Consider the following 26,744-nt stretch of genomic DNA (forward strand, 5'->3'; position numbering starts at 1 on the left):
ATGCCGCACGCGCGGATTCCCCGCAGCACCGGCTGCGGGGATGACCGGGCTCAGTGCCGGTCCGGCGCCAGACCGTGCACGCGGAAACCGGCGTCGTCGACCGTGACGGTCAGCACATCCTCGCCGACCCGCAACCCACTGACCCGCAGCGGCAGATACCGCTCCGGAACGACCGGGTCGACCACCTTGGCGCCGTTGCCCGGTTCCAGCCGCAGCATGCTCCGCATGAACAGCAGCGGTGTGGCCGAGGCCCAGGCCTGCGGCGAGCAGGAGGTCGGGTACGGCACCGGGGACGCGAACTCGGAGCGGTCGAAACCGCAGAACAGCTCCGGCAGCCGGTGCCCGAACCGCACCGCGGCGTCGAGAATCCCCTCGATGACCCGGTTGGCGTGCTCGGTGAAGCCGTAGCGCATCAGACCGGCCGCGCAGATCGCGTTGTCGTGCGGCCATACCGACCCGTTGTGATAGCTGACCGGGTTGTAGGCGCCCATGTTCGTGCCGAGCGTGCGAATGCCCCAGCCGCTGAACATCTCCGGCGACAGCAGATGATCGGCGACCGAGCGCGCCTTGTCCTCGTCGACGATGCCGGTCCACAGGCAGTGGCCCATATTGGAGGTGAGCGCGTCGATCGGGCGCTTGTCGCGGTCCAGGCCGATGGCGAACCAGCCCTTGTCGGGCAGCCAGAACTGCTCGTTGAAGGTGACCTTCAACCCCGCGGCCTTCGCCCGCAGCCGGTCGGCCAGCGCGGCGTCGCCGGTGTCCTCGGCGAGCGCGGCACGCGCCAGATACGCCGCGTACACGTAGCCCTGCACCTCGGCCAGCGCGATCGGGGCGTGCGGCATGCTGCCGTCGATGAAGTTGACGCCGTCCCAGGAATCCTTCCAGCCCTGGTTGGCCAGACCGTGCTCGGCGGTGCGGGCGTATTCGACGAAACCGTCGCCGTCCATATCGCCGTACTGTTCGATCCATTCCAGCGCGCGGTCGGCGTGCGGTAGGAGTTCGTCGCGGGTCTGCGGATCCAGGCCCCAGCGATGCAGCTCGCCGAGCAACATCACGAACAGCGGTGTGGCGTCGGCGGTTCCGTAGTAGACGGTGTCGCCGCCGAGCAGCAGCGTCGCGGCCCGGCCGAAACGCACCTCGTGCGGGATCCGCCCCGGCTGCTCCTCCTGGATCGGGCGAATCTCCTTGCCCTGCATGCCCGCCAGGCTCTGCAGCGTGCCCACCGCGAGCTGCCGGTCCAGCGGCAGCACCATCCACGAGGTGAGCAGCGAGTCCCGCCCGAACAGCGCCATGAACCAGGGCGCACCCGCGGCGACGACCGCGCGTTCGGGATGGCCGGGGTCGAAGATGCGCAGCGCGCCCAGATCACCGACCGCGCGTTGCAGCACCGCGGCCAAAGTCTCGTCCTCGGTGAGCACGATCGGCGAATTCGAATACCAGTCGCGCAGCCGCTGATAGGGCTCGCTGTGCGATACCGGGCTGCCGCAGCCGTAACGCGGCTCCACCGGCACCGAGCCGAGCGCCGGACGGTATTGGATACAGGCCGACCACTCACCGCGCGCGGGCAGCTGGATCTTCCAGCGCAGGTCGTTCTCGGTCGCGGTGGCGCCGGAGGCGGCGACGGTCACGGCCAGCTGGAGGTCGGGCCGGCTGATCTCCAGCGCGCCCTCGGCGACCACCCGGCGCTCGGTGACCACGCCCTCGCCGATCCGGCCCTCCTTCACCTCGAACAGGTCCGCGAAGTCGGCGTCGATCTCCAGGACCACCGTGCAGGAGATCGGATCACCGGACAGGTTGCGCACGTTCAGATCCTCGCGCATGCCGTCGCCGACGTGGCGGCCCAGCACGACCAGGGCCGAGCTGTCCGCGCGACCGGGTCGCGGTGGCGTGCGCGCCAGCAGCGTCGCGCTGTAGGGGTCGGCGTACTGCACCGTAAGCGGTTGGGGCGGTTGCTCGTCCACCGTCAGCCGCCAGTGCGAGACCACCCGGGTATCGCGCACGAACAGCCCCTCCGGGCGGTTCGCGGTGATGGCGCCGCCGCTCTCGCTGATGCAGAAGGTGGAACCCTCCACCAGCGTCACCCCGGCGCCGACCACACTGGGCTCGCCGACCTCGCCGGTGGCGTCACCCCAGGGGTTGTTCACCATGGCGCACCGCCGTGCGCCGGGCCGGCGACTCGGGCCGAGTCTTCGGTTCCCACAGGGACTTCGGGTCGCGCGGTGCCCGGCCTCACGACACCGTTTCGGGCATGATCGCCCGGCTCGTCCGTCCACCGGTCAGAGTGCGGCGGTAGAGCCGCTCATGGTCACGGGCCATGCGGAGCAGGCTAAACCGTCGTTCGGCCGTTTTCCGGCAAACGCGCCGATCTATACCGCCGACACGCTCCAGCGCGTCGGCCATGTCCGAGATATCGCGGCACAGGAACCCGGTGCGACCGGGTTCGACGATCTCCGGAGCCCGATCGTCATCGGATGACGGATTCCAGTACGGTGCGACCGTGGGCCAGCCGCCAGCGCACCCCGCAGTCGGTGCAGTGGAAGCAGGCTTCGTCGGCTGCGTCGTGGACGGCTACGGCACCCGAACCACATCCGGGGCAGTCGCGCGGGAAGGCGAAGATATTACCGAAATCAAGCCTAGCTGAATATGCCATTGTCCGAGATTACTGTGCACGGGCCCTGCGGCCCCGGTGCCGAAGCCCTGGTCGAGTGATTTCGGCTCCATGATGGTCGAAACCGCGTCGTCGGCACGGACTTTGCGAATACCGATGTTTCCGAATGGGAAATAATCTGGCGTGTCGGGCAATTCGAACCGGCATTACTCGAAATCCGCCGCCGCACCGCACTCCGGTGTGGCCGCCCGCGTCGCGACGAGATACCTTGGCGGGGTAGCCCATTCGCTGCTGGGAGGCCGCCGTGCTCACAGTGTTCCTCGTCGACGACCACGAGATCGTCCGCCGCGGACTGATCGATCTGCTGGAGAGCGATCCGGAATTGTCGGTGATCGGCGAGGCGGGCGATGTCGCGCAAGCCATGGCCGGGATCCGCACCCTGCGCCCCGATGTGGCCGTGCTGGACGTACGCCTGCCCGACGGCAACGGCATCGAGCTGTGCCGCGATCTGCTCGCGGAAAACGAAGGGCTGCGCTGTCTCATCCTCACCTCCTACACCGACGAGCACGCCATGCTCGACGCCATCCTGGCCGGAGCGGGCGGCTACGTGGTGAAGAACATCAAGGGGATGGAACTGGCCGAGGCGATCAAGGCGGTCGGCTCGGGGCGGTCGCTGCTGGACAATCGCGCGGCGGCGGCGCTGAAGGCGCGGCTGCGCAACAGCGCGGAGAACGACGGGCCCCTGGCCGGACTGACCGACCAGGAGCGTCGTCTGCTGGCGCTGCTCGGCGAGGGGCTGACCAACCGGCAGATCGCGGCCCGAATGTTCCTGGCCGAGAAGACGGTCAAGAACTACGTCTCCCGGCTGCTCGCCAAGCTGGGCATGGAGCGGCGGACCCAGGCGGCTGTCCTGGCGTCGAAGCTTCGTGAGATCTAGGCGGGGCTAGTCGGCGGGGACGACGATGCTGAGGTCGCCGTCGTAGCGGCGGTAGAGCAGCCGCCCGCGGCCGGTATCGGCGTCGGTGTAGAAGAGGTAGGCCAGGCCGGTACAGCAGAGCCAGGCCGCGGCGTCGAGTTCGGTGAGATGCGGCGCCGGCGACGAATCCACGGTCAGCGGAAGGGAATTCGCCGCCAGTTCGGCGTCGGTGCTGTGCTGCCGGGAGACACCGACCCCGAGTAGTTCGCTCCAGTGCACGATCGCCTCCTCGCCCGTCGTCTGATCGATGAACAGATAGGCGTCGTAGTCCATCGCGTCCAGGATGGCCATCGCCTCACCGGGGGTGCCGGTGAGCAGCGACACCGACTTGCGGCGCACGATCGGACGCGGCTCGGTGACCCGGGCCAGCGGCGGGCGGGCCGGATCCGGCCAGGCCCGGGTCTCGTTGGCGGACAGGCGGGTGATCTGACGGTCCAGCCGCTCCACCGCGAAGGTGACGGCGAACCCTCGTGGCCCGGTGACCTGCACGCGGGCCGGGGTGTCGTGCAGGCGCACATTGGCCTGCACCACGGTGGGCTGATCGATATCGGCGGGCGCGGTGACCCGCACGCGGGCGGGCACATCCAGGTGGTGGCGGCGCAGAACACGCCCGATGGCGCGCACCGCGCGGGTGACGTCCGCGGCGGGCACGGCCCCGCGCGTGGTCACGGCGAGCCCCGGATCGGCAGCTGTCGTCCACTGCTCCGAGTTGCCCCGCGCGTTACCGCGCTCCGAATACAACGCCTGCGACGAATTCATAGGACACCTCTACTCTCTATTCACCTTGTGCCCCTATCCCACCCCCGCAACGTTGCCGCGAACAGGGCCGAAAGTCCTTGATCCGCGAATTAGACTGGTACGAGCGCACTTCGCGCCCCCGGGCGAACTGCCTGCCCACCTTGCCATCCCCGAGCGACAGGAAGTCGAGATGGCCGACGAGCGTAGTCACGACCTGTCGTATTCGGTGCGCGACACACTGTCCCAGCTACGTCTGCGCGAGCTGCTCAGCGAGGTCGAGGAGCGGGTCGAGCTGATCATCGACTCCCGCGACCGGATGGATGGTCTGGTCGAGGCGATGCTGACCGTCACCTCCGGCCTGGATCTGGACGACACCCTGCGCGCCATCGTGCGCACCGCCACCAGCCTGGTCGACGCCCGCTACGGCGCGCTTGCCGTACTCGGACATGATCTCCAGGTCGCGCAGTTCCTCGACGAGGGCATGGACGAGCAGGTGCGCACGGACATCGGCAAACTTCCCGCAGGCCATGGCGTGCTGGGCGCGGTCTTCCATCGCAGCAAGCCGTTGCGCCTGGAGGACCTCACCGAACACCCCGAGTCCGTGGGCATTCCACCGGGGCACCCGCCGATGCACACCTTTCTCGGCGTGCCGGTACGGATCCGTGACGAGGTCTTCGGCAGCCTGTATCTCACCGAGAAGGCGGGCGGGCTGCCGTTCACCGAGGACGACGACATGCTGGTGCAGGCGCTGGCCGCCGCCGCGGGCATCGCCGTGGACAATGCCCGGCTCTACGAATCCGCGCGCACCCGGCAAGCGTGGATCGAGGCCACACGCGATATCGCCACCGAGTTCCTCGCGGGCACCGAATCCGAGCAGGTGCTCGCGCACGTCGTCGATCACGCCCGCACGCTCACCGGATCCCAGCGCGCGTTCCTGGCCGGTGCGACCGGCCCGGTGCGGCGTGCCGGTGAGATCAACGAGCTCACGGTGACGCAGTGGTCCGGTCCCGGCGCGGGGCACGAGGGCTGGCTGGTGGTCACCGACGGCACCGCGCTCGGCGAGGCGTTCCAGCGGCGTACGCCGCTGCGATTCGACGATGCCGCGGCGATCGATCTCGGTGTGCCGATCGACGATGTCGGACCGGTGCTGATCCTGCCGCTGTGCACACCGGACGCCACGCTCGGCGTGCTGGTCGCGGTGCGCCCGAACGGTTCCGCGCCCTATCCGGACGAACTCGTCGAACTCACCGCGGCGTTCACCGACCAGGCGGCACTGGCGATGCAGCTGGCCGGAACCCAGCGCCGGATGCGCGAACTCGACATCCTGGCCGACCGCGATCGCATCGCCCGCGACCTGCACGACCACGTGATCCAGCGGCTGTTCGCGATCGGGCTGAGTTTGCAGGCCGCGGTACCGCAGGCTCAGATTCCCGATGTCCGGCAACGGATTTCGACCGGCGTCGCGGATCTCCAGGAGGTGGTCCAGGAGATCCGCACCTCGATCTTCGACCTGCACGGCGGCGACGCGCAGGTCGCCCGGCTGCAACAGCGCCTGGAACTCGCCGTGCGCCAGCAGACCTCCGATACCCCGCTGCGCGGCAGCCTCCAGGTGACCGGCCCGCTGTCGGTGCTCGAAGCCGAGCTCGCCGATCACGCCGAGGCGGTGGTGCGCGAGGCGGTGAGCAACGCGGTACGCCACTCCGGGGGCAGCACGGTCACCGTCGAGATCAGCGTGGACGACAACCTGACCATCGTGGTGGTCGACGACGGCTGGGGCATACCGCATCACGTCATCCGCAGCGGGCTGCGCAATCTGGAGCAGCGGGCCGAGAAGGCCGACGGCGAGTTCATCGTCGGCCCCGCGCTGCGGCCCAGCGCCGATCCGGAAGCGCTGCCCGGCACTCGCCTGTGCTGGTCGGTGCCGCTGCCGACCGGCTAGTGCGGCTCACCCAGCACGAGCATCGAATTGTGCCCGCCCATTCCGAGCGCCGCCTTGAGGGTGTAGCCGCCGCGGAACGGCTGCGGGCCGTCCATCAGCCGGGGATGGGCCTGCGCGACGATCGGCGCGGCCGGCACCACCCGGTGTTCGTAACCCAGCGCGGCGGCCGCGATCTCCACCCCGGCGGCCGCGCCCTGACTGTGCCCGGTCAGCGGTTTGAGCGCGTAGATCTGCGGCCCGTCGTCGAACATGCGGGCCATCAGATCGCATTCGGCGGCGCTGCATTGGCGGGTGCCGGTGCCGTGCGCGTTGAAGTAGGCGATGTCCGCGGGCGTCAGGCCGGTCTGGTCGAGCGCGCGGCGGGCGCAGTCGAAGATCTGGGTGTGGTCGGGTTCGACCGAGACCACGTGGTACGCGTCGTTGGTCATGGCGCCGCCGAGCACCGTGGCGTAGGGCCGGTCCACCGCCTCGGCCTTGGTCAGCACGAACGCGGTGGCCGCCTCGCCCATGCTGAACCCGCGGCTGCCGCGCTGGAACGGGCGGCAGGCGTCCATCGGCTCGGCATCGGACACCGCCGCGCCCAGCTGGACGAAATGCTCGAGCATGTCCGGGGTCGCGGACATGTCCGAGGCCACGCAGATGACGTCGTCGGCCAGCCCGGCGTCCAGCCAGAGCTTGGCGGTGAGCAGCCCGACGCTGGCGGTGCTGCACGCCGCCGAGACGTTCATCGACGGGCCGTGGAAACCGAATTCCTGCATCAGCATCGAGATCGGCGTGGACGGCAGCAGCGGCAGATAGTCCCGGGAACGGCGGTGCCCGCGGTCGACGAGATAGAAATCACGCCAGTTCACTACGTCACCCAGAACGATCGCGTGCACCAGCCCCACGGTGCGGCCCGGACGCCAGCCGCGGGCGGTGGCGTCGTCGATGGCCTCGCGCGCGACCTCGTGGACGGCGCGGCCGTAACGGCTGCGGCTGATCGCCGGGTCGCCGCCGTCGGGCACCAGCGCCACCCACGCCTGCCGATCGCGGCCCGGCCCGTACCCTGGCTGGAGGGTCGCTGCGGATTTGCCGCTGAGCAGTCCCTGCCAGAGGGCCGCACGGCCCCAGCCGTAACCGGTGACCGCACCGATCCCGGCAACCGTCATATGATCTTGGTGCGTGACGGTTCTGGCACTGACGTCGGGCATAGCCTTGCTCCTCGGCCTGCGCTGTCGCTGTTGAATAAACTTGTAATGATCACCGCACCGCGCCCGATGAAGAGCCGGACTGCGAGCGAGTACCGCAAATAACCATCGCTGCACACGATAATTCCCATGTTCCAATGCCCATGAGTCGGTCGAACGATCGGGGGTTCGAAAGTTGGATTCGGAGCGGATAGACGACACCACCACCCTGGCGGCCACCTCGGATGCCGAGGAGGTCGCGCAGCGGTACCTGTCGCTGGTCGAGCACAGCCCGAACGGGATGTGCGTGCACCAGGACGGGCTCGTCGTCTACGCGAACCGAACCATCGTCCGCCTACTCGGGGCCTCCACCGTCGCCGACATCATCGGCAAACCCGTCACCCAGTTCGTCCACCCCGACTCCGTGCCCGCCATGCTCGACCGGATCAGCCATCTGACCAATGTCGGCGACGCCTCGCCCCCCAGCGAGATGCGCCTGCTGCGCTTCGACGGCGGCACGGTACCGGTCGAGACCGTCTCGGTGCTGACGCCCTGGCACCACCGGTTCGGCTACCAGGTCGTCATCCGCGATCTGAGCGCGCAGCGCGCCGCCGAGCGGGCCCAGCGGCTGGCCGAGGAACACTTCACGACCGTCGTCTCCCAGCTCGAGGAGGGCGTGGTGGTGATCAACCGGGACGGCCGCATCGAATCGGCCAACCCCGCCGCCGGCCGCATCTTCGGCAAACCCGAGCACGCCGAGGACCTGGTCGGGCTGAGCATCCACGAACTGCCGATCGTGCTGCTCGACGCCAACGCCCAGCCGCTGCCGCCGTCGCGGCACCCGATCGCGCGCACCCTGGAAACCGGCGAGACCATCACCGGCTACACCTTCGGCGTCGACCGCGCCGATGGGCAGCGTCGCTGGCTGGCCGGTTCCAGTCGCCTGATGAATCCCGACGACCCCGACTCCCCCGCCGTGTCCTCGTTCGCCGATGTCACCGAATTCCGGGCCAGCCGTAGGCAATTGGAGTACCAGGCGACCCACGACTCGCTCACCGGGCTGGCGAACCGGTCGCTGATCCTGTCCCAGCTGACGGCCGCGCTCGCCCTCTCGGGAACCGCGACCGGCGGGACCGGGCGCGGCGGCGCGAACCAGCAGGTCTCGACCGTGCTCTTCATCGACCTGGACGGATTCAAGGCGATCAACGACACCCTCGGGCACGCCATCGGCGACACCGTCCTGCAGATCGTCGCCCAGCGTCTGCAACGCGCCCTGCGCGGCGACGACCTGGTCGGGCGGCTCGGCGGCGACGAATTCCTGGTCCTGCTCTCCGGCCCCACCCGCCGCGAGGATCTCGACGCCCTGGTCGAGCGCCTGCGCACCACCATGTCCGAGCCCATCGTGGCCCGCGGCCACCGCATCGCCGTCAACGCTTCCATCGGCGTCACCGAACTCCTCCAGGGCGACCACCGCACCCCGGAGGCCGTCCTGCACGACGCCGACGTCGCGATGTATCGAGCCAAACCGGTGGGCGACCGCGAAGCCACCGTGCAGGGCCGCCGCACCGACAGCACGCACGCGTCCTGAAGGCGGCCTGACCTGCCGTGGCGGCGCGCCCTGGAAAACCGCAGTAGACTCGACAACCTTGTTTTCACGCGGTGACCCAAGGAGTTCAGTTTGCCCGACCCCGTCGTCCAGGACCGCGAGATCGAACGCGAGCAGGCGCACCTGTCGGTGCTGTACGACAGGCTCGACGGGATGCGCGCGTACGCGAAGAACCGGCTCAAGACGGTCCTGCTGGAAACCGGTGGCACACCGCAGGCCCGCAGTGAGCGCGAATCGTTCAGTCAGCTCTACAACGAGGACCTCGCCAAATACGACGCGGCCGAGCACGGATTGTGTTTCGGCCGGATCGATCTGGACGGGGACGAGGCCACCCGCTACGTCGGCCGCCTCGGCATTCTCGACGAGAAGGACGACTACGAGACGTTATTACTGGACTGGCGCGCACCACTGGCCCGCCCGTTCTATCTGGCCACCACCGCCGCGCCGGACGGGGTGACCAGACGACGGCACATCCGCACCCGTAATCGCCGGGTCACCGCGATCAACGACGAATACCTGGATCTCGCGGCGGCCGAACGCGACGACATGGTCTCCGGCGACGGCGGCGTCGGCAGCGAGAGCGCGCTGTTGTCGGCCCTGAACGCCGCGCGCACCGGCCACATGAACGACATCGTGGAAACGATCCAGTCCGAACAGGACACGATCATCCGCTCCGAGCACAAGAGCGTGCTGGTGGTGCAGGGCGGGCCGGGAACGGGCAAGACGGCCGTAGCCCTGCATCGCGCGGCCTACCTGCTCTACACCTACCGACAGCAGCTGGCCAAGAGCGGTGTGCTGATCATCGGTCCGAACGCGACCTTCCTGGACTACATCGGACAGGTGCTGCCCTCACTCGGTGAAACCGGCGTCCTGCTGTCCACCATCGGCGATCTGTACCCGGGTGTGAAGGCCACCCGCGAGGATTCGCTGCGAGCCGGTGAGATCAAGGGCGCGCTGACGATCCTGGAGGTGCTCAAACAGGCGGTGCGCGACCGGCAGGAGGTCCCCGCCGCACCGATCCGGCTCGGCTTCGACGGCTATCCGGTCACCCTGGACCGCAAGATCGCCACCAGGGCCCGCGGCCGCGCGCGGTCCTCGCGGCGGCCGCACAATCTGGCCCGCCCGATCTTCGCCGCCTCGGTGATCGACGCGCTCACCGATCAGGTCGCGCAGACCATGGGCGCGGATCTGTCCGGTGGACACAATCTGTTGAGCCGCACCGATCTTGCCGAGATCCGGGACGAGATGAAATCCGATCCCGAGGTGCAGGCGGCGATCACCACCCTGTGGCCGATCCTGTCGCCGCAGGAGGTGCTGGGCGATCTGCTGGCCGATCCGGCCCGGCTGGACCGGGTGGCCTCGGCACTGACCGCCGCTGACCGCGCCGAACTGCTGCGTCCCGACACCGGCGAATTCAGCGCCGCCGACGCACCCCTGCTGGACGAGCTGGCCGAACTGCTCGGCGTCGACGACAGCGAGGAGCGCGAACGCGCCCGGCGCCGGCGCCACGCGCAGATCGCCGAAGCCCAAGAGGCACTGGACATTCTGGCCGGATCGGCCGCCGCCGAGGTCGAGGACGTGCTCGACGCCGACGAGATCCTCATGGCCTACGACCTGATCGACGCCTCCCAGCTCGCCGACCGGCAGACCTATCGCAGCAATCAGACCACCGCCGAACGCGCCGCCGGCGACCGCACCTGGACCTACGGTCACGTCATCGTCGACGAGGCGCAGGAACTCTCGGAGATGGCCTGGCGGATGGTGATGCGGCGCATCCCGAATCGCTGGGTCACCGCGGTCGGGGATGTCGCGCAGACCGGCGATCCGGCGGGCGCGTCCTCCTGGCAGCGGGTGTTGGAACCCTATGTGGCGCAACGGTGGAAGCTGACCGAGCTGACCGTGAACTACCGGACGCCCGCGGAGATCATGGCGGTGGCCGCCCGGGTTCTCGCCGCAATCGATCCGGCCGCGACGCCGCCCCGTTCGGTGCGGGAGAGCGGGAATCCACCTGTCGCGCATCGAGTTTCCGCCACGGAACTGCCTGCCGCGACGCGGGAAGCGGTGGCGCGGGAGCAGGGTCCCGGCACCTCCGCGGTGCTGGTCCCGCGCGATCTGCTGCCCGACTTCGCCGAACTGGCCGGGGAATCGGTCTCGGTGCTGACCGTGCACGATGTGAAGGGCCTGGAGTTCGACGCCGTGTTCCTGGTGGAACCGCAGCGGATGCTGGACGAGTCGCCGCGGGGCATGAACGATCTCTACGTCGCGCTGACCCGAGCGACCCAGCGGCTGACCGTATTCCACACCGGCGACCTGCCGGAGGTGCTCGGACAGCTGGGGTGAACGCACCGAAGCCCCGTACCGCCGGAGCGGTACAGGGCTTCGGTGGGTCAGGACTAGCGGACGGTGTGCACGATCAGCACATCCGACGCGGACTTGCGCGCCACATCCGAGGGCACCGAACCGAGCAGCCGCCCGGCCAGGGTGTTCAGCCCCCGATTGCCGACCACGAGCAGATCGGCTTCGACATCACGCACCAGGGTGAGCAGCGACTCGACGGGCTCGCCGACGATCGCGCGCTCGACGATCTCCTTGGCCCCGGCCGCCACCGCGCGGTCGCGGGCCACCCGCAGGATCTCGTTGGTCGGTGCCGACCCGCGCACCTGGTAGGCCTCTTCCTTCAGCACATCGGCGGCGGCGGCGACATCGCGGTCGTCGGTCGGGTAGTAGGCGCAGGCGACGATCAGCGTGGCATCGGCGGCTCCCGCCAGCGCGGCGGCCTTCTCGACGGCGACATACGACGAGTCCGAGCCATCGGTACCGACGACAATGGTCCGGTAGGCGGTCATCTTTCCTCCAACTTTGGGTCGGGTGCCTACGGCGCGTCCGGGCAAGTCGGAGCACCGTCGCGGCGACTGCGGTCGACCATAGCCGCAAAACGCGAGGAATTATCAGAAATCGCAACACATCACACTCGGCGGTGTCGGACATTTTCGGACCGCGCCGGTCGGGTGAATCACACTGCGGCCGAAGCTACCAGCGCCGATCCAATTGTTCCGGACCAATTCTGTGACGCGTCACAGCCTTCGACGAACCTCCTTGCCGCCCTGGGAGATTCATCACAGGGGCCTATTCAGCCCCGGTCGAAAAGCGGGCCGGTGATGGTCAGACCGAGTTCCGGCGTGTGCGCGAAGAACGCGAACAGCATGAGCGCCGCACCGATCAGCGCCAAGTTCTTGTTGAACTGGACCATCTGATTCTGCTTCGCCTCCGGATCGGACTCCTTCCAGAAGGCGTGCATCAGGAACGTGATCGGCAGCAGCACGATCGCCAGCAGCAGCATGCCCGCGTCGGCCCAGATGCCGAGCAGGACACTCAGCGCGCCCAGCGCCATCAGCCCGCCCGAGGCCAGCACCCCGGCCTTCGGCGACGGCACACCCTGGCTCTTGGCGTAGCCGGCCATCGCGTCGGCATTCATGAAATGCCCGGACGCCGACCCCAGGAACAACACCGAGAACAACACCCGGCCGATCAGCACTACTGCGTCCACAGTCACACCTCTCCGAGTATTTGGCGAACCTCCTCGGCCGAGCGTAACGAATTGCGCGCGTATTCGAGGGGAGGCATTCCGACTTCGGCGGCGAACTCGCGGGAGAAATGCGCTTGATCGAAATAACCGAGTTCCACCGCGAGAGCCGCCAAATCCGCGGTGCGGCCTTTGGCGAGCAGATCCGCGCCGTCCTGGAGCCGGTAGCGGCGCAGCACCCATTTCGGGGCGGCGCCCACATAGCGGCGAAACAGGCGTTGCAGGGTACGGATCGGGATATCGAACAGGTCGGTCACCTGGTCGACCCGGGTGAGCTCGGGATCATCGGCCATGGCGGCGATGATCTCTAGTACCAGTTCGTAGGCGGCGTCGGGCGCGGCGGCGCGCGCGGGCAGATAGTCCTCGATCAGGGCGCGGCGTGGTTCGTCGGTGTCGGCGGCCAGCACCGCGGCGGTCAGATCGGCGGCATCGGGGAAGACCTCGGTCAGGTCGACCACGCGGTCGCGCAGTGCCCCCACGTCCAGACCCGTGAACGCGCCGAAACCGCCGGGACGGAATCGCACGCCGAAAGTCTCACCCGCGCCGGTCAGTTCACGCACGTACTTGGTGGTGCACACACCGTTGACGAAGCCGCCCACCCGTTCGCCATCCCGTTCGAAGGTGATGTTCACGCACGGGAACGGCAGTACCTGCGCCGCGTACGGCGGTTTGCCGCGCAGATCCCAGCGGACGGCCCAGAAACGGTCGACATACCGGCTGATCGTCGGGCTCACCGGCAGCCGGGCCAGCGAGCGGTGGCGGGCCTGCTCGCCGGGATGCAGGATTCCCTTCACGTCGTCCAGCGGCGCGGTGGCGGGCGTCCATTTCGGCATCAGTGCACCCGCCGATCGGGCTGTCGCGTTCTTACAAGAGCAATTCCGCGCCACGGGCAAGACTGATTCCCATGACCGAAAACGTGAACCCGATTCCCGCCGGATACCACTCCATCACCTGTTTCCTGGCCGTGCCGGACGCCAACAAGGCGATCGAGTTCTACTCGGCGGTCTTCGGCGCCGAGGTGCTCACCCGCAACGATCTGCCGGACGGCCAGCCGGCGCACGCCGAGCTGAAGATCGGCGATTCCACCCTCCAGCTCGGCATGCCCATTCCGGACAACAACGTGCTGGCCCCCAACGGGGAGTGGGTGCACACCTCGATCGTGCACTACTGCCCGGATGTCGACGCCACCATCGCCCGTGCCCGCGAGCACGGCGCCCGTACCGCCGAGGAGCCTCAGACCTTCGTCACGGGCGACCGCTTCGGCGTGGTGATCGACCCGTTCGGCCACCGCTGGGCCGTCCTGACCCGCGTCGAGGACGTCTCTCCCGAGGAGGCCGAGCGCCGCGTCAACGAGTGGATGGCGACGCAGTAATCCGGGGCCGTCCAGACGGCGATACGCGTCGCCGTCTGGACGAAAAACCTTGCCGCGCTTACTGTTCCAGCACCGACCACGCACCGGCGCATGGCCGCCCCGGAGGGCCGGTCCGGCCATTGCGCCCGGTGGACACGGCGCGGCGTCCGGGTTGCCGCCGATCCAGCCGATGCGCATAGCGCCTCAGCTCAGACCCGCGGCGTCCATGCCGCGGAGTTCCTTCTTGAGATCGGCGATCTCATCGCGCAGCCGGCCCGCCAGCTCGAACTGGAGTTCGCGAGCGGCGTTCATCATCTGCGCGGTCAATTCCTTGACCAGATCGGCGAGTTCGGCGCGGGGTATGGACTTGATATCGCGGCCCTCGTACACCCCCGCGCTGACGGCGCGGCCCGGCTCGCCCTGGGCGCGGCGGCCACGGCTGGCATTGCGGCCGGACCCGCCGACGGCGACCTCGGAATCGTCGGCCTCCTGATACACCTGATCGAGGATGTCGGCGATCTTCTTGCGCAGCGGCTGCGGGTCGATGCCCATCTTCTCGTTGTAGGCGATCTGCTTGGCGCGGCGGCGATCGGTCTCCTCGATGGCGTGCTGCATCGAATCGGTGATCTTGTCGGCGTACATGTGCACCTCACCGGACACATTGCGGGCCGCGCGGCCGATGGTCTGGATCAGACTGGTGCTGCTGCGCAGGAAGCCCTCTTTGTCGGCGTCCAGAATCGCGACCAGCGAGACCTCGGGCAGGTCGAGGCCCTCACGCAGCAGGTTGATGCCGACCAGCACGTCGTACTCGCCCAGGCGCAGCTGCCGCAGCAGCTCCACCCGGCGCAGCGTGTCGATCTCGGAATGCAGGTAGCGCACGCGCACACCGAGACCGAGCAGATAGTCGGTGAGATCCTCGGCCATCTTCTTGGTGAGGGTGGTGACCAGGACGCGCTCGTCGCGCTCGGTGCGCAGCCGGATCTCGTGTACCAGATCATCGATCTGGCCCTTGGTCGGCTTGACGACAACCTGCGGATCGACCAATCCGGTCGGCCGGATGACCTGCTCGACCACCTCACCGGCCGCCTGGCCCAGCTCGTACGGGCCGGGCGTGGCCGACAGATACACCGTCTGACCGATCCGGTCGGCGAATTCCTCCCAGGTGAGCGGCCGGTTGTCGACCGCGGAGGGCAATCGGAACCCGTATTCGACCAGGTTGCGTTTGCGCGACATATCGCCCTCGTACATGCCGCCGATCTGCGGCACCGTCACATGCGATTCGTCGATGACGAGCAGGAAATCCTCGGGGAAGTAATCGAGCAGGGTGGCCGGGGCGGACCCGGCGGCCCGGCCATCGATATGGCGCGAGTAGTTCTCGATACCGGAGCAGAAGCCGACCTGCCGGATCATTTCGATGTCGTACTGGGTGCGCATCCGCAGCCGCTGCGCCTCGAGCAATTTGCCCTGGCGCTCGAATTCGGCCAGGCGCTGTTCGAGCTCGGCCTCGATATCGCGGACGGCGCGCTCCATGCGCTCGGGACCCGCGACGTAATGGGTTGCCGGGAAGATGCGCAGTCGATCCACCTGGCGCACCACATCTCCGGTGAGCGGATGCAGGTAGTACAGCGCCTCGATCTCGTCGCCGAAGAACTCGATCCGGACCGCGAGCTCCTCGTAGGAGGGGATGATCTCGACCGTATCGCCGCGCACCCGGAACGAGCCGCGCGCGAAGGACATGTCGTTGCGGGTGTACTGCACATCGACCAGCAGCCGCAGCAGCGCGTCGCGGTCGATCTCCTGGCCGACCTCGAGCGGGACCGAGCGATCCAGATAGGACTGCGGTGTGCCGAGACCGTAGATGCACGACACCGAGGCCACCACCACGACATCACGCCGGGACAGCAGATTGGACGTGGCCGAGTGGCGCAACCGCTCGACATCGTCGTTGATCGAGCTGTCCTTCTCGATGTAGGTGTCGGTCTGGGCGATGTAGGCCTCGGGTTGGTAATAGTCGTAGTAGGAGACGAAGTACTCGACCGCGTTGTTCGGCAGCATCTCCCGCAGCTCGTTGGCCAGCTGCGCGGCCAGCGTCTTGTTCGGGGCCATCACCAAGGTCGGCCGCTGCAATTTCTCGATCAGCCACGCCGTGGTGGCCGACTTGCCGGTACCGGTGGCGCCGAGCAGCACCACATCGCGCTCGCCACCGGTGATCCGCCGCTCGAGCTCGGCGATGGCGGCCGGCTGATCACCCGCCGGGTTGTGCTCACTGACCACCTGGAACTGCCCCTCGGCACGCTCGATCGCCCCGACCGGGCGGAATTCGGAGTGCGCGAGCGGCTGCTGACCCTCAGCGGGAATCTCGGTAGCGAAAGCCATGCATCCAGCCTAAGCGCACCCACCGACAAGTTTCGCGCCCGCGAGACCCGGAGCCGGGCAATCATCAGGGCATCGCGTCTCGTGCCTTCCCCACCGGGCCCTCGATCGGGCTACCCGGCGCCAGCCCGCACGCATGGCAATACATCAGCAACCATTATCTGAAATGTCCAATGCGGCAACACAATTGATAACCGAAACGAAACCTTCGCGACCGCTCGGGGTGGGCACTCCAGGAGTAGCCTGAATCCTTGTCCGATCAACCCGGGTGAAGGAGCCGCCATCATGAGCGCTCTACTGCCATTGCTTGTCGCGGTACCGACTGTGACCGGGGTCGCCGGCTACATGGCCAGAGGACTACGGGTGCCCACCCTCGCCGAACTGGCCGCGCCGCGTGCGCCGGTGGCGGCCCGCAGACCCGGCGTCGAGTATTTCGACCCCTCCGAACTCACCACGGTCGACCGGCGGGGCTTCGTCCGCCAGGTCGAGACCTTCCGGGTCGAGCCGTGGGGGCTGTACATGGCCAGGTCGGTCGCCGAGCACCGATTCCTGCAGTCCTGGCTGCTGCCGGAGCTGGCCGTGCGGGTCGATCTGATCCAGCCCCGACTCGGTGATCATCGGGGGCAGAACTACCGGCTCGGCATCGGCGAGTACGGGCCGGCCGGCCCGCGCCGCTGGAAGGCGGTCGACCACTATCTCGAGATCGTCGTCCGGCACGGCCGTTCGGCCGAGCTGCGCGGCATCGGCAACCTGCTCGCGGCCCATTCGGCCGGGCTGATCGACACCGAACCGGCGCACCGCGCACTGGATCGCGCCACCGCCGCGGTGGACGGCCTGGCCGCCTGCGACCACGATGTCGAGCGCTGGCTCGCCGTGCACGGCGTCACGCTGACCTGGCTGTGATCTCGCGAATTCCCGCGCTGGGCTCGACGGCGGCCCCGGAACAGTAGATTCTGGGTGCATGACACAGGCACCGGCAGTGGATCTACACCCGCCCAAAGTCGAGTACTTCGATCTGGCGAGCCTGACCAATACGGATCCCAAGGGGTTCGTCCGCGAGGTCGACAGCTACCAGGTGGCACCCTGGGGCCTGTACATGGCGCGCTCTTCCGACCACGTGGAATTCCACTACATCGAATCCTGGCTGCTGCCGGAATTGTCGTTACGCGCCACCGTCTTCCACTACAACCCGGCACACCGCCGCGACCAGGACTACTACCTCGATCTCGGCGAGTACAGCCAGATCGGCCCGCAGCGCTGGAAATCGGTCGACCATTACCTCGATATCACCGTGCGCACCGAACGCGATACCGAACTGCTCGATGTCGACGAGTTACTGGCCGCCCACGCCGCGGGCTACCTGTCGCTGAGCGAGGCCCAGGCGGCCATGGAACACGCCGCCACCACCATCGACGGCATCGCCGCCCACGGTTACTCACTGGAGCGCTGGCTGGCCACCCACGACATCGTCCTGACCTGGCGCTGACGCCACGAGCGCCCGCGCAGCCTGCTGTCGGCCGTCCCCGGCTGACAGCTGCCGACGACCACAACGGGGCGGTTGCGGTGCCGAACAGCGCGGGTGGTCAGTGGCAGTCTCGATCAGCGCAGGCGTTCGTAGGCCGAGTCGAACCAGGGTTCCTTGACGCCGTAGTACGCGTCGGAGGCCGCAGGGCCGGTGAGTCCGGCGGCCTTGGCCTCGGCCTCGCGCTTGACCGCGAGGTATTCGGCGCGCGCCTCGGCGTCCGACCGCAGCCAGTCGCGGAAATTCAGCGCGAACTGCTGACCGGGTGTGCCCGCGGCACGAATGTGCACGTTCGCGCGGCGGCCCGGATCGGCGTTGCCGTGCAACCGTTTCCCCCACAGCCCGGGGTCGGCGGCGGTCGGCTTCGGGTTGTCGTGGGTGATGTGCTCGCGGCGCGGGAACCCGGCCTCGGCGAGGGCGTCACGCAGGCCGTCGGCGGCGGCCAGATCCGCCACCGTGATCTGGATGTCGATCACATCCTTGGCGTCGAGGCCGGGCACCGCGGTGGAACCGATGTGATCGATCCGCTCGGCCGCCGCGCCGCAGACCACCCAGAGCCGGGCGATGATCCGCTCCGCCTGTACGCTCCACGCCGGATCGGCAGGCACCAGCCGCAGCTCCCCCTTGGGCGCGGGCGTCCGCGCACGCTTGTTCGCCTCGAACGGCACCAGCCGCTCGGTCCACAGCCGGTGCACCGCGGCGTCGATCTCCCCCGGTCCGCCGCTGTTGTCCAGCAGCACATCCGCGACCGCGCGCCGCTGCTCGTCGGTGGCCTGGGCCGAAATGCGGGCGCGCGCATCGCTTTCGGGGACCCCGCGGAATTCGACCAGGCGCCGCACCCGGGTCTCGGCGTCGACGTCGACGACCACCACCAAATTCATCAATGGCGCCAACCCGTTTTCGACGAGTAGCGGAATATCCTGCACGATAATCGCGTCGGACGGCGCCGCCGCGATCAATTCGGCGGTGCGCCGGCCGACCAGCGGGTGAGTGATGGAATTGAGCGTGGCGCGGGATTCGTCATCGGCGAAGGCGCGAGCGGCCAGCGCGGGCCGGTCCAGGCTGCCGTCCGCCGCGAGAATACCGTCGCCGAACGCGGCCACCAGTGCGGCCAATCCCTCGGAACCGGGTGCGACGACTTCCCTGGCCAATACATCGGAATCGATGATGACCGCGCCCTGCTCGGCGAGAATCCGCGCCACCGTCGACTTGCCCGCTCCCATGCCTCCGGTGAGGCCGATCCGCAACATCGGACCAGTCTCGCATCCACCGCCCACACCGCCGCACACCCCCTGCGGGCCCGGATCCGAGGGCGCGGATTACCCACTGTGACACCCGGTTTCACCCAATTGCCCGTTCCGTGACGAGGCCGATACCGTTTCGCAACATTTTCGGCAGAAACGGCCTTCGACCCACGAACTTTCCGACACGCCCAGGCAATTACTTCCGCAAAATACTCTGTCCGAGCCATTTCTTCGGCTAATCTTCGGCGCAGGCGATCCAGGCCAGAGGACCAGCTAGCAAAGGAACACCATTGAGGACCAGAATCCACCAGACGGGTCGCCACCGTTTGGGTATGACGGGGGGCGTGCACTGCACCCAGATTCCGGCCGTCGCGGCCGCGCTCGCCGAGCATCGCCGCTCGTGGGTCAGCACCTTGCTCAATCCCGCCCGGCACAGTTTCGCCGCCATGCGTAAGCGTTCTACCGCTGCCGTCTACTGGGCGCCCGCCCCGGCGACTGCCGCCTGATCCGAATTCCACCGTGGCCCAGCCCGTTCCGGCTGGGCCACCGCGCTGTTTCAGACCGGTACCGCAGCCGGGCTCGGTGCCCGCAATCCGCGCAGAAAGCTCCGCCAGACCAGCGCGGCTGTAGCGCCGAAACCCAGGCACAGGCCGAGCCAGATTCCGGGTGCCCGCCAGTCCAGGCCGTATCCGAACAGCATCATCGCCGGGACGCCGACGAGGAAATAGCCGATCAGCGTATTGCGCAGCCCCCCGACGGTATTACCGATCCCGCGCAACAGCCCGATACACACATTCTGCGAGCCCTTGCAATACTGCTGCGCGATGGCGAACCAGAGCAATGTCGAGGCGGTGGCGAGCACCGATGTGTCCGCGCGGTGCGACCCGAGAAAAGGCAGTAGCACCGCGTCCGGAAACAGGACGTAGCAGCCGCCCACCACGGTCATGAATCCGAACCCGAGGGTGAAGGTGCGACGCGCGATGCCGCGCACCCGCACCCATTCGCCCTGTCCGACCGTCCGGCTCACCAGAATCGACGCGCCTTGCGACAATCCGATATTCACCTGGTACACGATGTAGGCCAGTTGGTTGACGATATTGCTGGCGGCCAGCGCCGCCGGGCCGAGTCCGCCCAGCAGCAGCGTCGCCACCGAGGTGACGGCGGCTTCGGCGCCATAGGTCAACGAGATCGGCGTGCCCACTGTCGTGATCCGGCGCATCGTGGTGCGGTCGGCGCGCCAGGCCCGCAGCGACAGCAACTCGCCCAGCACCGGGTCGCGGCGCACAGTAGCCAGATACACCGCGCAGGTCCAGAGCTGAACCAGAGTGGTGGACAGTCCGATTCCGGCCAGGCCGAGCTTCGGTAACCCGCACCAGCCGAGGACGAACAGCGCGTTCAATCCGGCATTGACTCCGACCGACAGCAGCGTCACGCGCAGCAGCGATCCGGCCCGCCGCATGCCGACCGCGTACTGCCGCAACACATTCAGCCACAGCATCGGGATCAGTCCCGGTGCCAGCGCCCAGATGATCGGCCGAGCCAGGTCCCGGACCACCGGTTCCTGGCCGAGCCAGGCCAGCGCGAGGCCGAGCCCGCACAGGGCGAGCGCGCCCGCCACCGCGGTCAGCGTGGCCACGGCCAGCGCCGCTCGCACGTACCCGCGCACCTCCGCTCGCGCGGGTTCGTCGAGTTCACCGGTCCCGGTGCGCTTTTCACCCTGACCCACCGCACCGGCGACGAGGTTGCCGACCCCGGTGACCATGCCGACACACATGGTCCGGACCTGGTTGTACAGCAGCAGCGCCAATCCGCCCGCCGCTACCGCCTCGATCCCGAGCAGACCCATCATGGCCAGATCCACCGTGGTCGAGGCGACCTGGGCCAGCTGGATACCCGCGAGCGGCGCGGCCAGGGCGACGATCTCGCGATAGTCGTTTCTTCGAATCATCGTGAGTCCCTCAGCTTCCCGTCGTCGCGAGCGCGCGTTCGGCGCGGTGGACGTCGGCGGCGGCCAGCTGCACCGACGCGTCGTAGGCATCGAGCATCCGGATGACCCGCCGCTGTGCCGATTCCGAATACAATCCGCGGTCGCGCAACCAGCCCGCGTCGTAGACGGTGTCGAGGTACTTCTCCCCCGCGTCGCACACCAGCGCCACCGCGGTAATGCCCGCGGGCAACTGCACCAGCCGGCGCAGCGCCGCGAACACCACCGCGCCGGCCGTGCCGCCGATCAGGATGCCGGTGCGCCGCGCGACCACCCGCGCGGTCGCGAACGCGTCGACATCACCCACCCGGCAGGTCTCGTCGATGGCCGCGTAGTGGACATTGCCGCCGATCGGGAATCCGGCGGGGCTGCCCGCACCGGACTGCCAGTAGGGTCCCGGCGGTCCGCCGAAGATGATCGACCCCGCGGGTTCGACACCGAGCGCGCGCACCCCGGAACCGAGGCGGCGCAGTTCGTCGACCGTGCCGCACAGCGAGCCGCCGGTGCCGACTGCCCCGGCGAGATAGTCGATATCGGTGTTCAGATCCGCGTGCAGTTCGCCCGCCAGCTCGCGGTATCCGGCATTGTTGTGCGGATTGTTGTGCTGGTCCGGGCGATACGCGCCGGTGGCCGCGGCGATCTCGGCCGCCACCCGCCGGCGTTGCACGGTGCTCGGCCCGCCGGCGCCCGCGCTGTCCACCCGGACCAACCGCGCACCCATGGCTTCCATCGCGCGCAGCTTGTCCACGGCGGCGTGCCCGTCGACCACGGCGGTGAAGGTGTAGCCGCGTTCCAGCGCCATCAGCGCCAGCCCGGTTCCGGTATTGCCGGAGGTGGGTTCGACGATATGCCCGCCGGGGCGGAGCCGGCCGTCGCGTTCGGCCTGCAGCACCATCTCCCGGGCCATCCGGACCTTGGCCGAGCCGGTCGGATTGAACTGCTCCAGTTTCAGCAACAGGCGGGTGCCCGCGCCGGTCCGGATGAGTTCCAGAAGTGGTGTGGCACCGATCAATTCGGACGCGTGTCGCACGATGTTCTCGCGGGCGCGGCGTGGACGCGTCATCGGTCCAGCCGCCAGCTCGGCCGCCCGCCGTTCACGTCGACCACGACTTTCGGGGGCAACGGCAGTTGATGGAATTCGCTTTCGTTCTTGTCCATCTGATACCCGGCGGTATTCGGGTACAGCAGCAGATCACCGAATTCGGGCCGTTGCGTGAAGACGACCTTGCGCCAGGTGAGCATGTCGTATTCCATGCAACTGGAGCCACCGACACAGGCGGCGATCGGGCTCGCGCCCGCGTCGATCCGGCGCGGCACCAGGATCGGATCGGGCAGGAATTCGCTGCCCTTCCACTGTTCGGACACACTCATGCTCAGCCCCTGCACGGTCGTGATGCCGTAGTCGGCGTTGCGCTTGAAACCCAGTACCGGGAAGACGGTGAATCCGGCATCGATCAGCAACGCGCGGCCGGGTTCGAGAAACAGCTCGACCCCGGCGGCGCGCACATGCGCGGCCAGCGGGCGGCCGTCGAATTCCGTGGTCAGGACCGCCTCCAGCATGGCCGCTCCGGTCGGAGCCTGGGCATACGGATAGAACCGCTCGAAACGTCTACCGGCATGGAACAACTCGGCGTGGTCGCGTGCGAGGAAAGCCGACCAGTCGTCCGCGCCGAGGTACGAGCAGGCGAAGCCGCCGCCCAGCGACAGCGCCGAGATCGGATGGCCCTGGGCTTTCGCCGCCGCACACCACCGCAGCAGGTCGTGGGCGAGTTCGGCGCGCGGGCGGGCCTGGTAACCGTCGAGATGGAAGGAGAACCCGATCAGTTCGATCTCGGGGAGTTCGCCGCAGCGCTGGATCGCCCGCTCGAGCTCGCCGTCGGCGAGTCCGAACCGGCTGTGCGGCGCGCCCGGTGGCAAGCGACGCAGCAGGATTCGCACCCGGCCCGACCGGGCGGCGATAGCGGCGAGCCGTTCCAGCTCGTCGAGCGCGTCGACCGCGACCACACAATCGTGCCGGGCGGCCAACCGGAGCAACTCGGGGCTCTTCGCGGCGCCGGTCACGCCGATGTCCGCGCCGCGCACACCGTGCGCGAGGGCATGGACCAACTCCGGTGTGCTCGCCACGTCCACCGAGCCGGCCAGATCGGCGGCGACATCGAGCCAGCAGCCCGCCTTGTTCGCCTTCTTACCGAAGTAGACCCGGCCCGGAACCCGATGTGCGGCCAGCACATTCTGGAAGGCGCGCAGATTCGCGGCGAACTGTTCGGGATGGACGACGTGGAACGGGCCACCGACGGCGTGGTGGATGTCGAACAGGAAATCGGGATCGGCGCGCACCTGCCGCTGCCACGGCTGTTCCAGCGCGGGCAGGCGCACCGGTGAGGTGCTCAGCTCCACAGTCGCACCCGCTGTCCGCGTCCGGCGGCCACCGCCCGGGTGGCCAATGCGTGCGCCACCGGGATGTCGGTGATGATCATGCCGCTGGAGAAGGCGAACACCCGGTCGGTATCGGTGCGCCGGCCCGGTGCGCGTCCCGCGATGATCTCGGGGAGTTCGGCATCGATCCGGACCTCGCCGCCGGGGCCGGCCAACCGTGTTCCGGTGACGCCCAGCTGGCCGGTGCTGGTCGCGATGGCGTAGTCGGCTTGCCGCAGCGCGCCGCTCGCGACCCCCTTGCTGGCTACGGAGATGAGCAGACCGCCCGGCGGCAGCCAGTCGGTGCGAACCTCGGGATGGGCGGCCCGGCCGGAAGCGACGACGACGATATCGGATTCGGCCGCCGCCGCGGGTACGTCGTCCACCAGTTCGACCGCACGGTCCGGGAACCAGCGGTGCAGGGTGGCGATGCTGTCGGCGATGCCGTCGGGATGGGTGCCGAACAAGCGCAGTCGCTCGAGCCCGGGCAGGGCGGTGAGCAGGTACGGCAGCGTGTTCCGGCCCTGTACGCCGGTCCCGATCATGAGCGCGCTGCGCGCGCCGGGCCGGGCGCAGTACCGGGCGGTCAGGGCGGTGGTCGCAGGGGTGCGGGCCGCGCCGACGCGCTGGCAGTCCATGAACGCGAACGGCAGCCCGGTCACGTCGTCGTACAAACTGATTGTCGTGTAGTACTTCTCGGCGCTGTCGCCGCCCTGGCGGTAGGAGGTCTTGAATCCGACCTGTTCCAGGGAGCCGTCGTAGCCGAGCATCGAGTAGGACACCGCGTCCCGCTCGGCCTTCGGGATCGGCATCATGAGTTTGACCGGACAGCGGGAATCGCCCTGGGCGAAGGCCTGATAGGCCTCCGCCACCAGGTCGAGCACATCGGCCGGGGTGAGTTCGACGTCTTCCAGGTCGGACCGGGTGAGTACATGCATGGCTTTGGGCATAGGGCTCCGATGTCGTGCGGATCCGATGCGGGCGCGAATGCGATTGCCGCACACCGAAGCTCGGCTCCGCGCGACAAACCCGCGGCAGGATCGTATGCTTACCGACAATGATTGTCAGTAAGATCGTGACCTACGCCATAGCCGGCCCCTACCGCGGCGGCTCCCCGCCCGGACCGGGATTCCTCGTCGCCGACCAGGATTCGACGACCGCGCCGATCTGGGTGAGCAGCGCCGAGACCGCCGTGAGGTCGCCGCCGATCTGATAGGACTTCAGCTCCGCCGGTTTGGGCAGCCGGGCGACGATCTCCGGCAGACCTTCGACCAGACGGGCCTGGAGATTGGCCGGGTTCTGCGCGTTCGCGGTATCGACCCGGATCCGCTCACGGTCCAGTGCCAGCAATTCGTCGTTGTGCCGGCCCAGCGATTCGGCGGCGGCGCGATCCAATTCACCGTCGAGTTCCTGACTGCGCAATTCCAGCCGGCGCCGCAGATTCTCGACCTTCAGGTCGTGCTGTTCGCGTTCCAGGCGCAGGGCGTGCACCGCGGTTTCCTGCGCGAGTTCGGCGACCGCGCGTTGATCGTCGTGTTCGCGGGTGGTGCGGCGCAACTGCTCGACGGTTTCGCGGTCGAATCGGGTGGCTTCGTTGCGGGCGCGTAGTTCGGCGAGTTCGCGTTCGTTCTCGATCCGGCGCTCCTCGGCGGATCGGTGCGCGGCGGTCTCCCGCGCCGAGATCACCTCCTGCGCGGCGAGTTCCGCCAGCCGGGCGACCTGACTCTGCTCACTGCGATACGGCTTCTGCAAGTTCTCCCACAGCGTGGACGAACTCACCACCGCCTCCTTGATCTGCACGGTGACAATGCGCAGACCGAGCCCGTTCTCCGAGCCTTCGGCCACCGCGCGCAGCCGCGCGGTCAGTTCCTCGATGATCGGCTGCTTGTCGCTGAGCACATCGCGCACACCCATGGTGGACACCTTGTCCTTGATGGCGGCCTCGGCCTGCTCGCGCAGCTGAATATTGACCAGCCGCATGGGATCTTCCGGGTCGGAGAAATCCAGCTTGCGATATGCGGTCGCAAAATCCTCGATGATCCACTGCACATAGCCCTGCACCAGCACGCCCTGCAATTCGCGGCAGATGCAGTAGGCGTTGATCAGGATGGTCTGCATCGCACCCGGCACCACCAGATACGAATCGGTCGCAGGGTTGTAGCCGAACGAGACCCCGAGACCGATATGCATGGGCGCGTCGCGCCCGCGCCGGGTGTGCACGACGAACGCGTTGGGCGGCACCAGCACCGTGCGCCAGCGCCAGAAGCCGGTCACCCGGACCTCGACCGGCCCGGTCCCCTCACCCACCGGCGGCGCCACCACCCGCTCGGCCCGCTTGGCCAGCGCCCCACGCTGCGCGGGCGCCCCCGGCGCCGGCGCGGCCGGCTTGCGGGTGCGTAGATCATCCTCGAGCGCCGCCGACTGCGCGACCACCTGATCCAAATACGAATTCTTACCCGGATTGCTCCCCATGGCGGCACCCTACCCGGCAAACAGCATGCTCCCCAAGGGGTTTCAGCGCCCGAACAGGGGCGCCGTCTGGACCCAGTCGCGGATCAGATCCCCGACGGTCTTCCGTTTGGACGCCGCACCGTACGCCTCGCTGCCGAAGAAGATCTCGATGACGAACAGCGCTCGCGTCGGATCCCCGGGGAAGCCGATGTACATCGACGGGGTGTCGGTACGATCGCCGGTCACCCGCAGCGGGACGGCGCTACCCGGATGCTTCAGTTCGGCCGTCGCACCCCCATATTCCCGGTGGTACTCGGCGCTGGCCTCGTCCTGGCACTGCCGCACGATGAACGACACCTTCTCCGGATCCTCGGTCGTGCATTTCACCGACGCGAGCTCCTTGCGGTTGCCGTCCACCATGAACTTGCCGCAGGTCGTCCCATCCCACCCGACGCCCTGATCGTTGCGGGAGACCAGGCCCGGGAACGTATCGGCGATCGTCTGATCCATCGCGGCCCAGGGAAAGCCCTGCCGGGCCTCGGACCGCTGCTGCCACACCACGAATACGGCGATCCCGATGACCAGGACGACCACGACCGGAATGGCGGCCAGCGCCGCCTTCATACCTGAATTGCCCGGCGGCGGAAGCGGATACGGCGTGCCCCCGATCGGGTACCCGCCGGGCTGCGGCGGATACCCGCCCGCCCCAACATGATTCGCCGGTGGATATCCCGCTGCTCCGCCCGCCCCGAACCCGGTCACCGGCACCCCTCCCTGTCGAGCCTGGG

Annotated in this window: 22 protein-coding genes; 8 read left to right on the top strand and 14 right to left on the bottom strand. The window is 68.3% G+C overall.

Going from position 1 to position 26,744, the window contains the following annotated elements:
- Positions 1-50 precede the first annotated feature (50 nt).
- Positions 51-2,147 (bottom strand): glycogen debranching N-terminal domain-containing protein, encoded by a 2,097-nt coding sequence (locus tag ACFVMC_RS20145; RefSeq protein WP_379212251.1) that lies wholly within the window; start codon positions 2,145-2,147, stop codon positions 51-53.
- Positions 2,148-2,912: 765 nt separating this feature from the next.
- Between ACFVMC_RS20145 and ACFVMC_RS20150 the strand changes: the two genes are divergently transcribed.
- The gene (locus tag ACFVMC_RS20150; RefSeq protein ID WP_379212253.1) at positions 2,913-3,545 is read left to right on the top strand and encodes a response regulator; all 633 of its coding nucleotides are present in this window, start codon (positions 2,913-2,915) and stop codon (positions 3,543-3,545) included.
- 6 nt (positions 3,546-3,551) lie between these two features.
- Here ACFVMC_RS20150 and ACFVMC_RS20155 read toward each other — a convergent pair whose 3' ends face one another.
- Positions 3,552-4,343 (bottom strand): sigma 54 modulation/S30EA ribosomal C-terminal domain-containing protein, encoded by a 792-nt coding sequence (locus tag ACFVMC_RS20155; protein WP_379212255.1) that lies wholly within the window; start codon positions 4,341-4,343, stop codon positions 3,552-3,554.
- A gap of 169 nt (positions 4,344-4,512) precedes the next feature.
- Between ACFVMC_RS20155 and ACFVMC_RS20160 the strand changes: the two genes are divergently transcribed.
- Positions 4,513-6,261, top strand: coding sequence for a GAF domain-containing protein (locus tag ACFVMC_RS20160; RefSeq protein ID WP_379212256.1), 1,749 nt, complete (start codon positions 4,513-4,515; stop codon positions 6,259-6,261).
- On the opposite strand, the gene ACFVMC_RS20165 is transcribed toward ACFVMC_RS20160, so the two are convergent.
- Positions 6,258-7,451, bottom strand: coding sequence for a beta-ketoacyl synthase N-terminal-like domain-containing protein (locus tag ACFVMC_RS20165; protein ID WP_379212258.1), 1,194 nt, complete (start codon positions 7,449-7,451; stop codon positions 6,258-6,260). The genes ACFVMC_RS20160 and ACFVMC_RS20165 overlap by 4 nt on opposite strands.
- Positions 7,452-7,623: 172 nt before the next feature.
- On the opposite strand from ACFVMC_RS20165, the gene ACFVMC_RS20170 reads away from it, so the two are divergent.
- Positions 7,624-9,015: a diguanylate cyclase domain-containing protein gene (locus ACFVMC_RS20170; protein ID WP_379212260.1), complete on the top strand. Its 1,392-nt coding sequence runs from the start codon at positions 7,624-7,626 to the stop codon at positions 9,013-9,015.
- Positions 9,016-9,105: 90 nt separating this feature from the next.
- The gene (locus ACFVMC_RS20175; protein WP_379212262.1) at positions 9,106-11,373 is read left to right on the top strand and encodes a HelD family protein; all 2,268 of its coding nucleotides are present in this window, start codon (positions 9,106-9,108) and stop codon (positions 11,371-11,373) included.
- 53 nt (positions 11,374-11,426) lie between these two features.
- On the opposite strand, the gene ACFVMC_RS20180 is transcribed toward ACFVMC_RS20175, so the two are convergent.
- From ACFVMC_RS20180 to ACFVMC_RS20190, 3 genes are all read right to left on the bottom strand, one after another.
- Entirely contained in the window at positions 11,427-11,879 is a 453-nt protein-coding gene (locus ACFVMC_RS20180; RefSeq protein ID WP_379212264.1) for a universal stress protein, read from the bottom strand.
- A 284-nt stretch (positions 11,880-12,163) separates the two neighbouring features.
- On the bottom strand, positions 12,164-12,580 hold the full coding sequence (locus ACFVMC_RS20185) for a DoxX family protein (protein ID WP_379212266.1): 417 nt from the start codon (positions 12,578-12,580) through the stop codon (positions 12,164-12,166).
- A gap of 2 nt (positions 12,581-12,582) precedes the next feature.
- Complete coding sequence (locus ACFVMC_RS20190) at positions 12,583-13,449, bottom strand: DUF6597 domain-containing transcriptional factor (RefSeq protein ID WP_379212268.1); 867 nt, start codon at positions 13,447-13,449, stop codon at positions 12,583-12,585.
- A 71-nt stretch (positions 13,450-13,520) separates the two neighbouring features.
- Here ACFVMC_RS20190 and ACFVMC_RS20195 point away from each other — a divergent pair, with 71 nt between their 5' ends.
- Positions 13,521-13,988 (top strand): VOC family protein, encoded by a 468-nt coding sequence (locus ACFVMC_RS20195; protein ID WP_379212270.1) that lies wholly within the window; start codon positions 13,521-13,523, stop codon positions 13,986-13,988.
- A gap of 183 nt (positions 13,989-14,171) precedes the next feature.
- Here ACFVMC_RS20195 and uvrB read toward each other — a convergent pair whose 3' ends face one another.
- On the bottom strand, positions 14,172-16,343 hold the full coding sequence (gene uvrB, locus ACFVMC_RS20200) for an excinuclease ABC subunit UvrB (RefSeq protein WP_379212272.1): 2,172 nt from the start codon (positions 16,341-16,343) through the stop codon (positions 14,172-14,174).
- 282 nt (positions 16,344-16,625) lie between these two features.
- Here uvrB and ACFVMC_RS20205 point away from each other — a divergent pair, with 282 nt between their 5' ends.
- Entirely contained in the window at positions 16,626-17,243 is a 618-nt protein-coding gene (locus ACFVMC_RS20205; protein ID WP_379212274.1) for a hypothetical protein, read from the top strand.
- Between the two features lie 58 nt (positions 17,244-17,301).
- Positions 17,302-17,826: a DUF402 domain-containing protein gene (locus ACFVMC_RS20210; RefSeq protein WP_379212275.1), complete on the top strand. Its 525-nt coding sequence runs from the start codon at positions 17,302-17,304 to the stop codon at positions 17,824-17,826.
- Between the two features lie 113 nt (positions 17,827-17,939).
- On the opposite strand, the gene coaE is transcribed toward ACFVMC_RS20210, so the two are convergent.
- A complete protein-coding gene (gene coaE / locus ACFVMC_RS20215) occupies positions 17,940-19,112 on the bottom strand; it encodes a dephospho-CoA kinase (RefSeq protein WP_379212277.1) in 1,173 nt (390 codons plus the stop codon).
- A gap of 284 nt (positions 19,113-19,396) precedes the next feature.
- On the opposite strand from coaE, the gene ACFVMC_RS20220 reads away from it, so the two are divergent.
- Positions 19,397-19,612 (top strand): hypothetical protein, encoded by a 216-nt coding sequence (locus ACFVMC_RS20220; protein ID WP_379212279.1) that lies wholly within the window; start codon positions 19,397-19,399, stop codon positions 19,610-19,612.
- Positions 19,613-19,662: 50 nt separating this feature from the next.
- On the opposite strand, the gene ACFVMC_RS20225 is transcribed toward ACFVMC_RS20220, so the two are convergent.
- From ACFVMC_RS20225 to ACFVMC_RS20250, 6 genes are all read right to left on the bottom strand, one after another.
- On the bottom strand, positions 19,663-21,054 hold the full coding sequence (locus tag ACFVMC_RS20225) for an MATE family efflux transporter (RefSeq protein ID WP_379212281.1): 1,392 nt from the start codon (positions 21,052-21,054) through the stop codon (positions 19,663-19,665).
- Between the two features lie 10 nt (positions 21,055-21,064).
- Complete coding sequence (locus ACFVMC_RS20230; protein ID WP_379212282.1) at positions 21,065-22,153, bottom strand: PLP-dependent cysteine synthase family protein; 1,089 nt, start codon at positions 22,151-22,153, stop codon at positions 21,065-21,067.
- A complete protein-coding gene (locus ACFVMC_RS20235; RefSeq protein ID WP_379212284.1) occupies positions 22,150-23,487 on the bottom strand; it encodes an alanine racemase in 1,338 nt (445 codons plus the stop codon). The genes ACFVMC_RS20230 and ACFVMC_RS20235 overlap by 4 nt, the downstream gene beginning before the upstream one ends.
- On the bottom strand, positions 23,478-24,455 hold the full coding sequence (locus ACFVMC_RS20240; RefSeq protein WP_379212286.1) for an ornithine cyclodeaminase: 978 nt from the start codon (positions 24,453-24,455) through the stop codon (positions 23,478-23,480). Before ACFVMC_RS20240 ends, ACFVMC_RS20235 begins: the two co-directional genes overlap by 10 nt.
- A 148-nt stretch (positions 24,456-24,603) precedes the next feature.
- Positions 24,604-25,977, bottom strand: coding sequence for an SPFH domain-containing protein (locus tag ACFVMC_RS20245; RefSeq protein WP_379212288.1), 1,374 nt, complete (start codon positions 25,975-25,977; stop codon positions 24,604-24,606).
- Positions 25,978-26,019: 42 nt separating this feature from the next.
- Positions 26,020-26,718: a hypothetical protein gene (locus ACFVMC_RS20250; RefSeq protein WP_379212290.1), complete on the bottom strand. Its 699-nt coding sequence runs from the start codon at positions 26,716-26,718 to the stop codon at positions 26,020-26,022.
- Positions 26,719-26,744: the final 26 nt, after the last annotated feature.

The sequence above is a fragment of the Nocardia sp. NPDC127579 genome (assembly GCF_042672005.1).
GTDB lineage: Bacteria > Actinomycetota > Actinomycetes > Mycobacteriales > Mycobacteriaceae > Nocardia.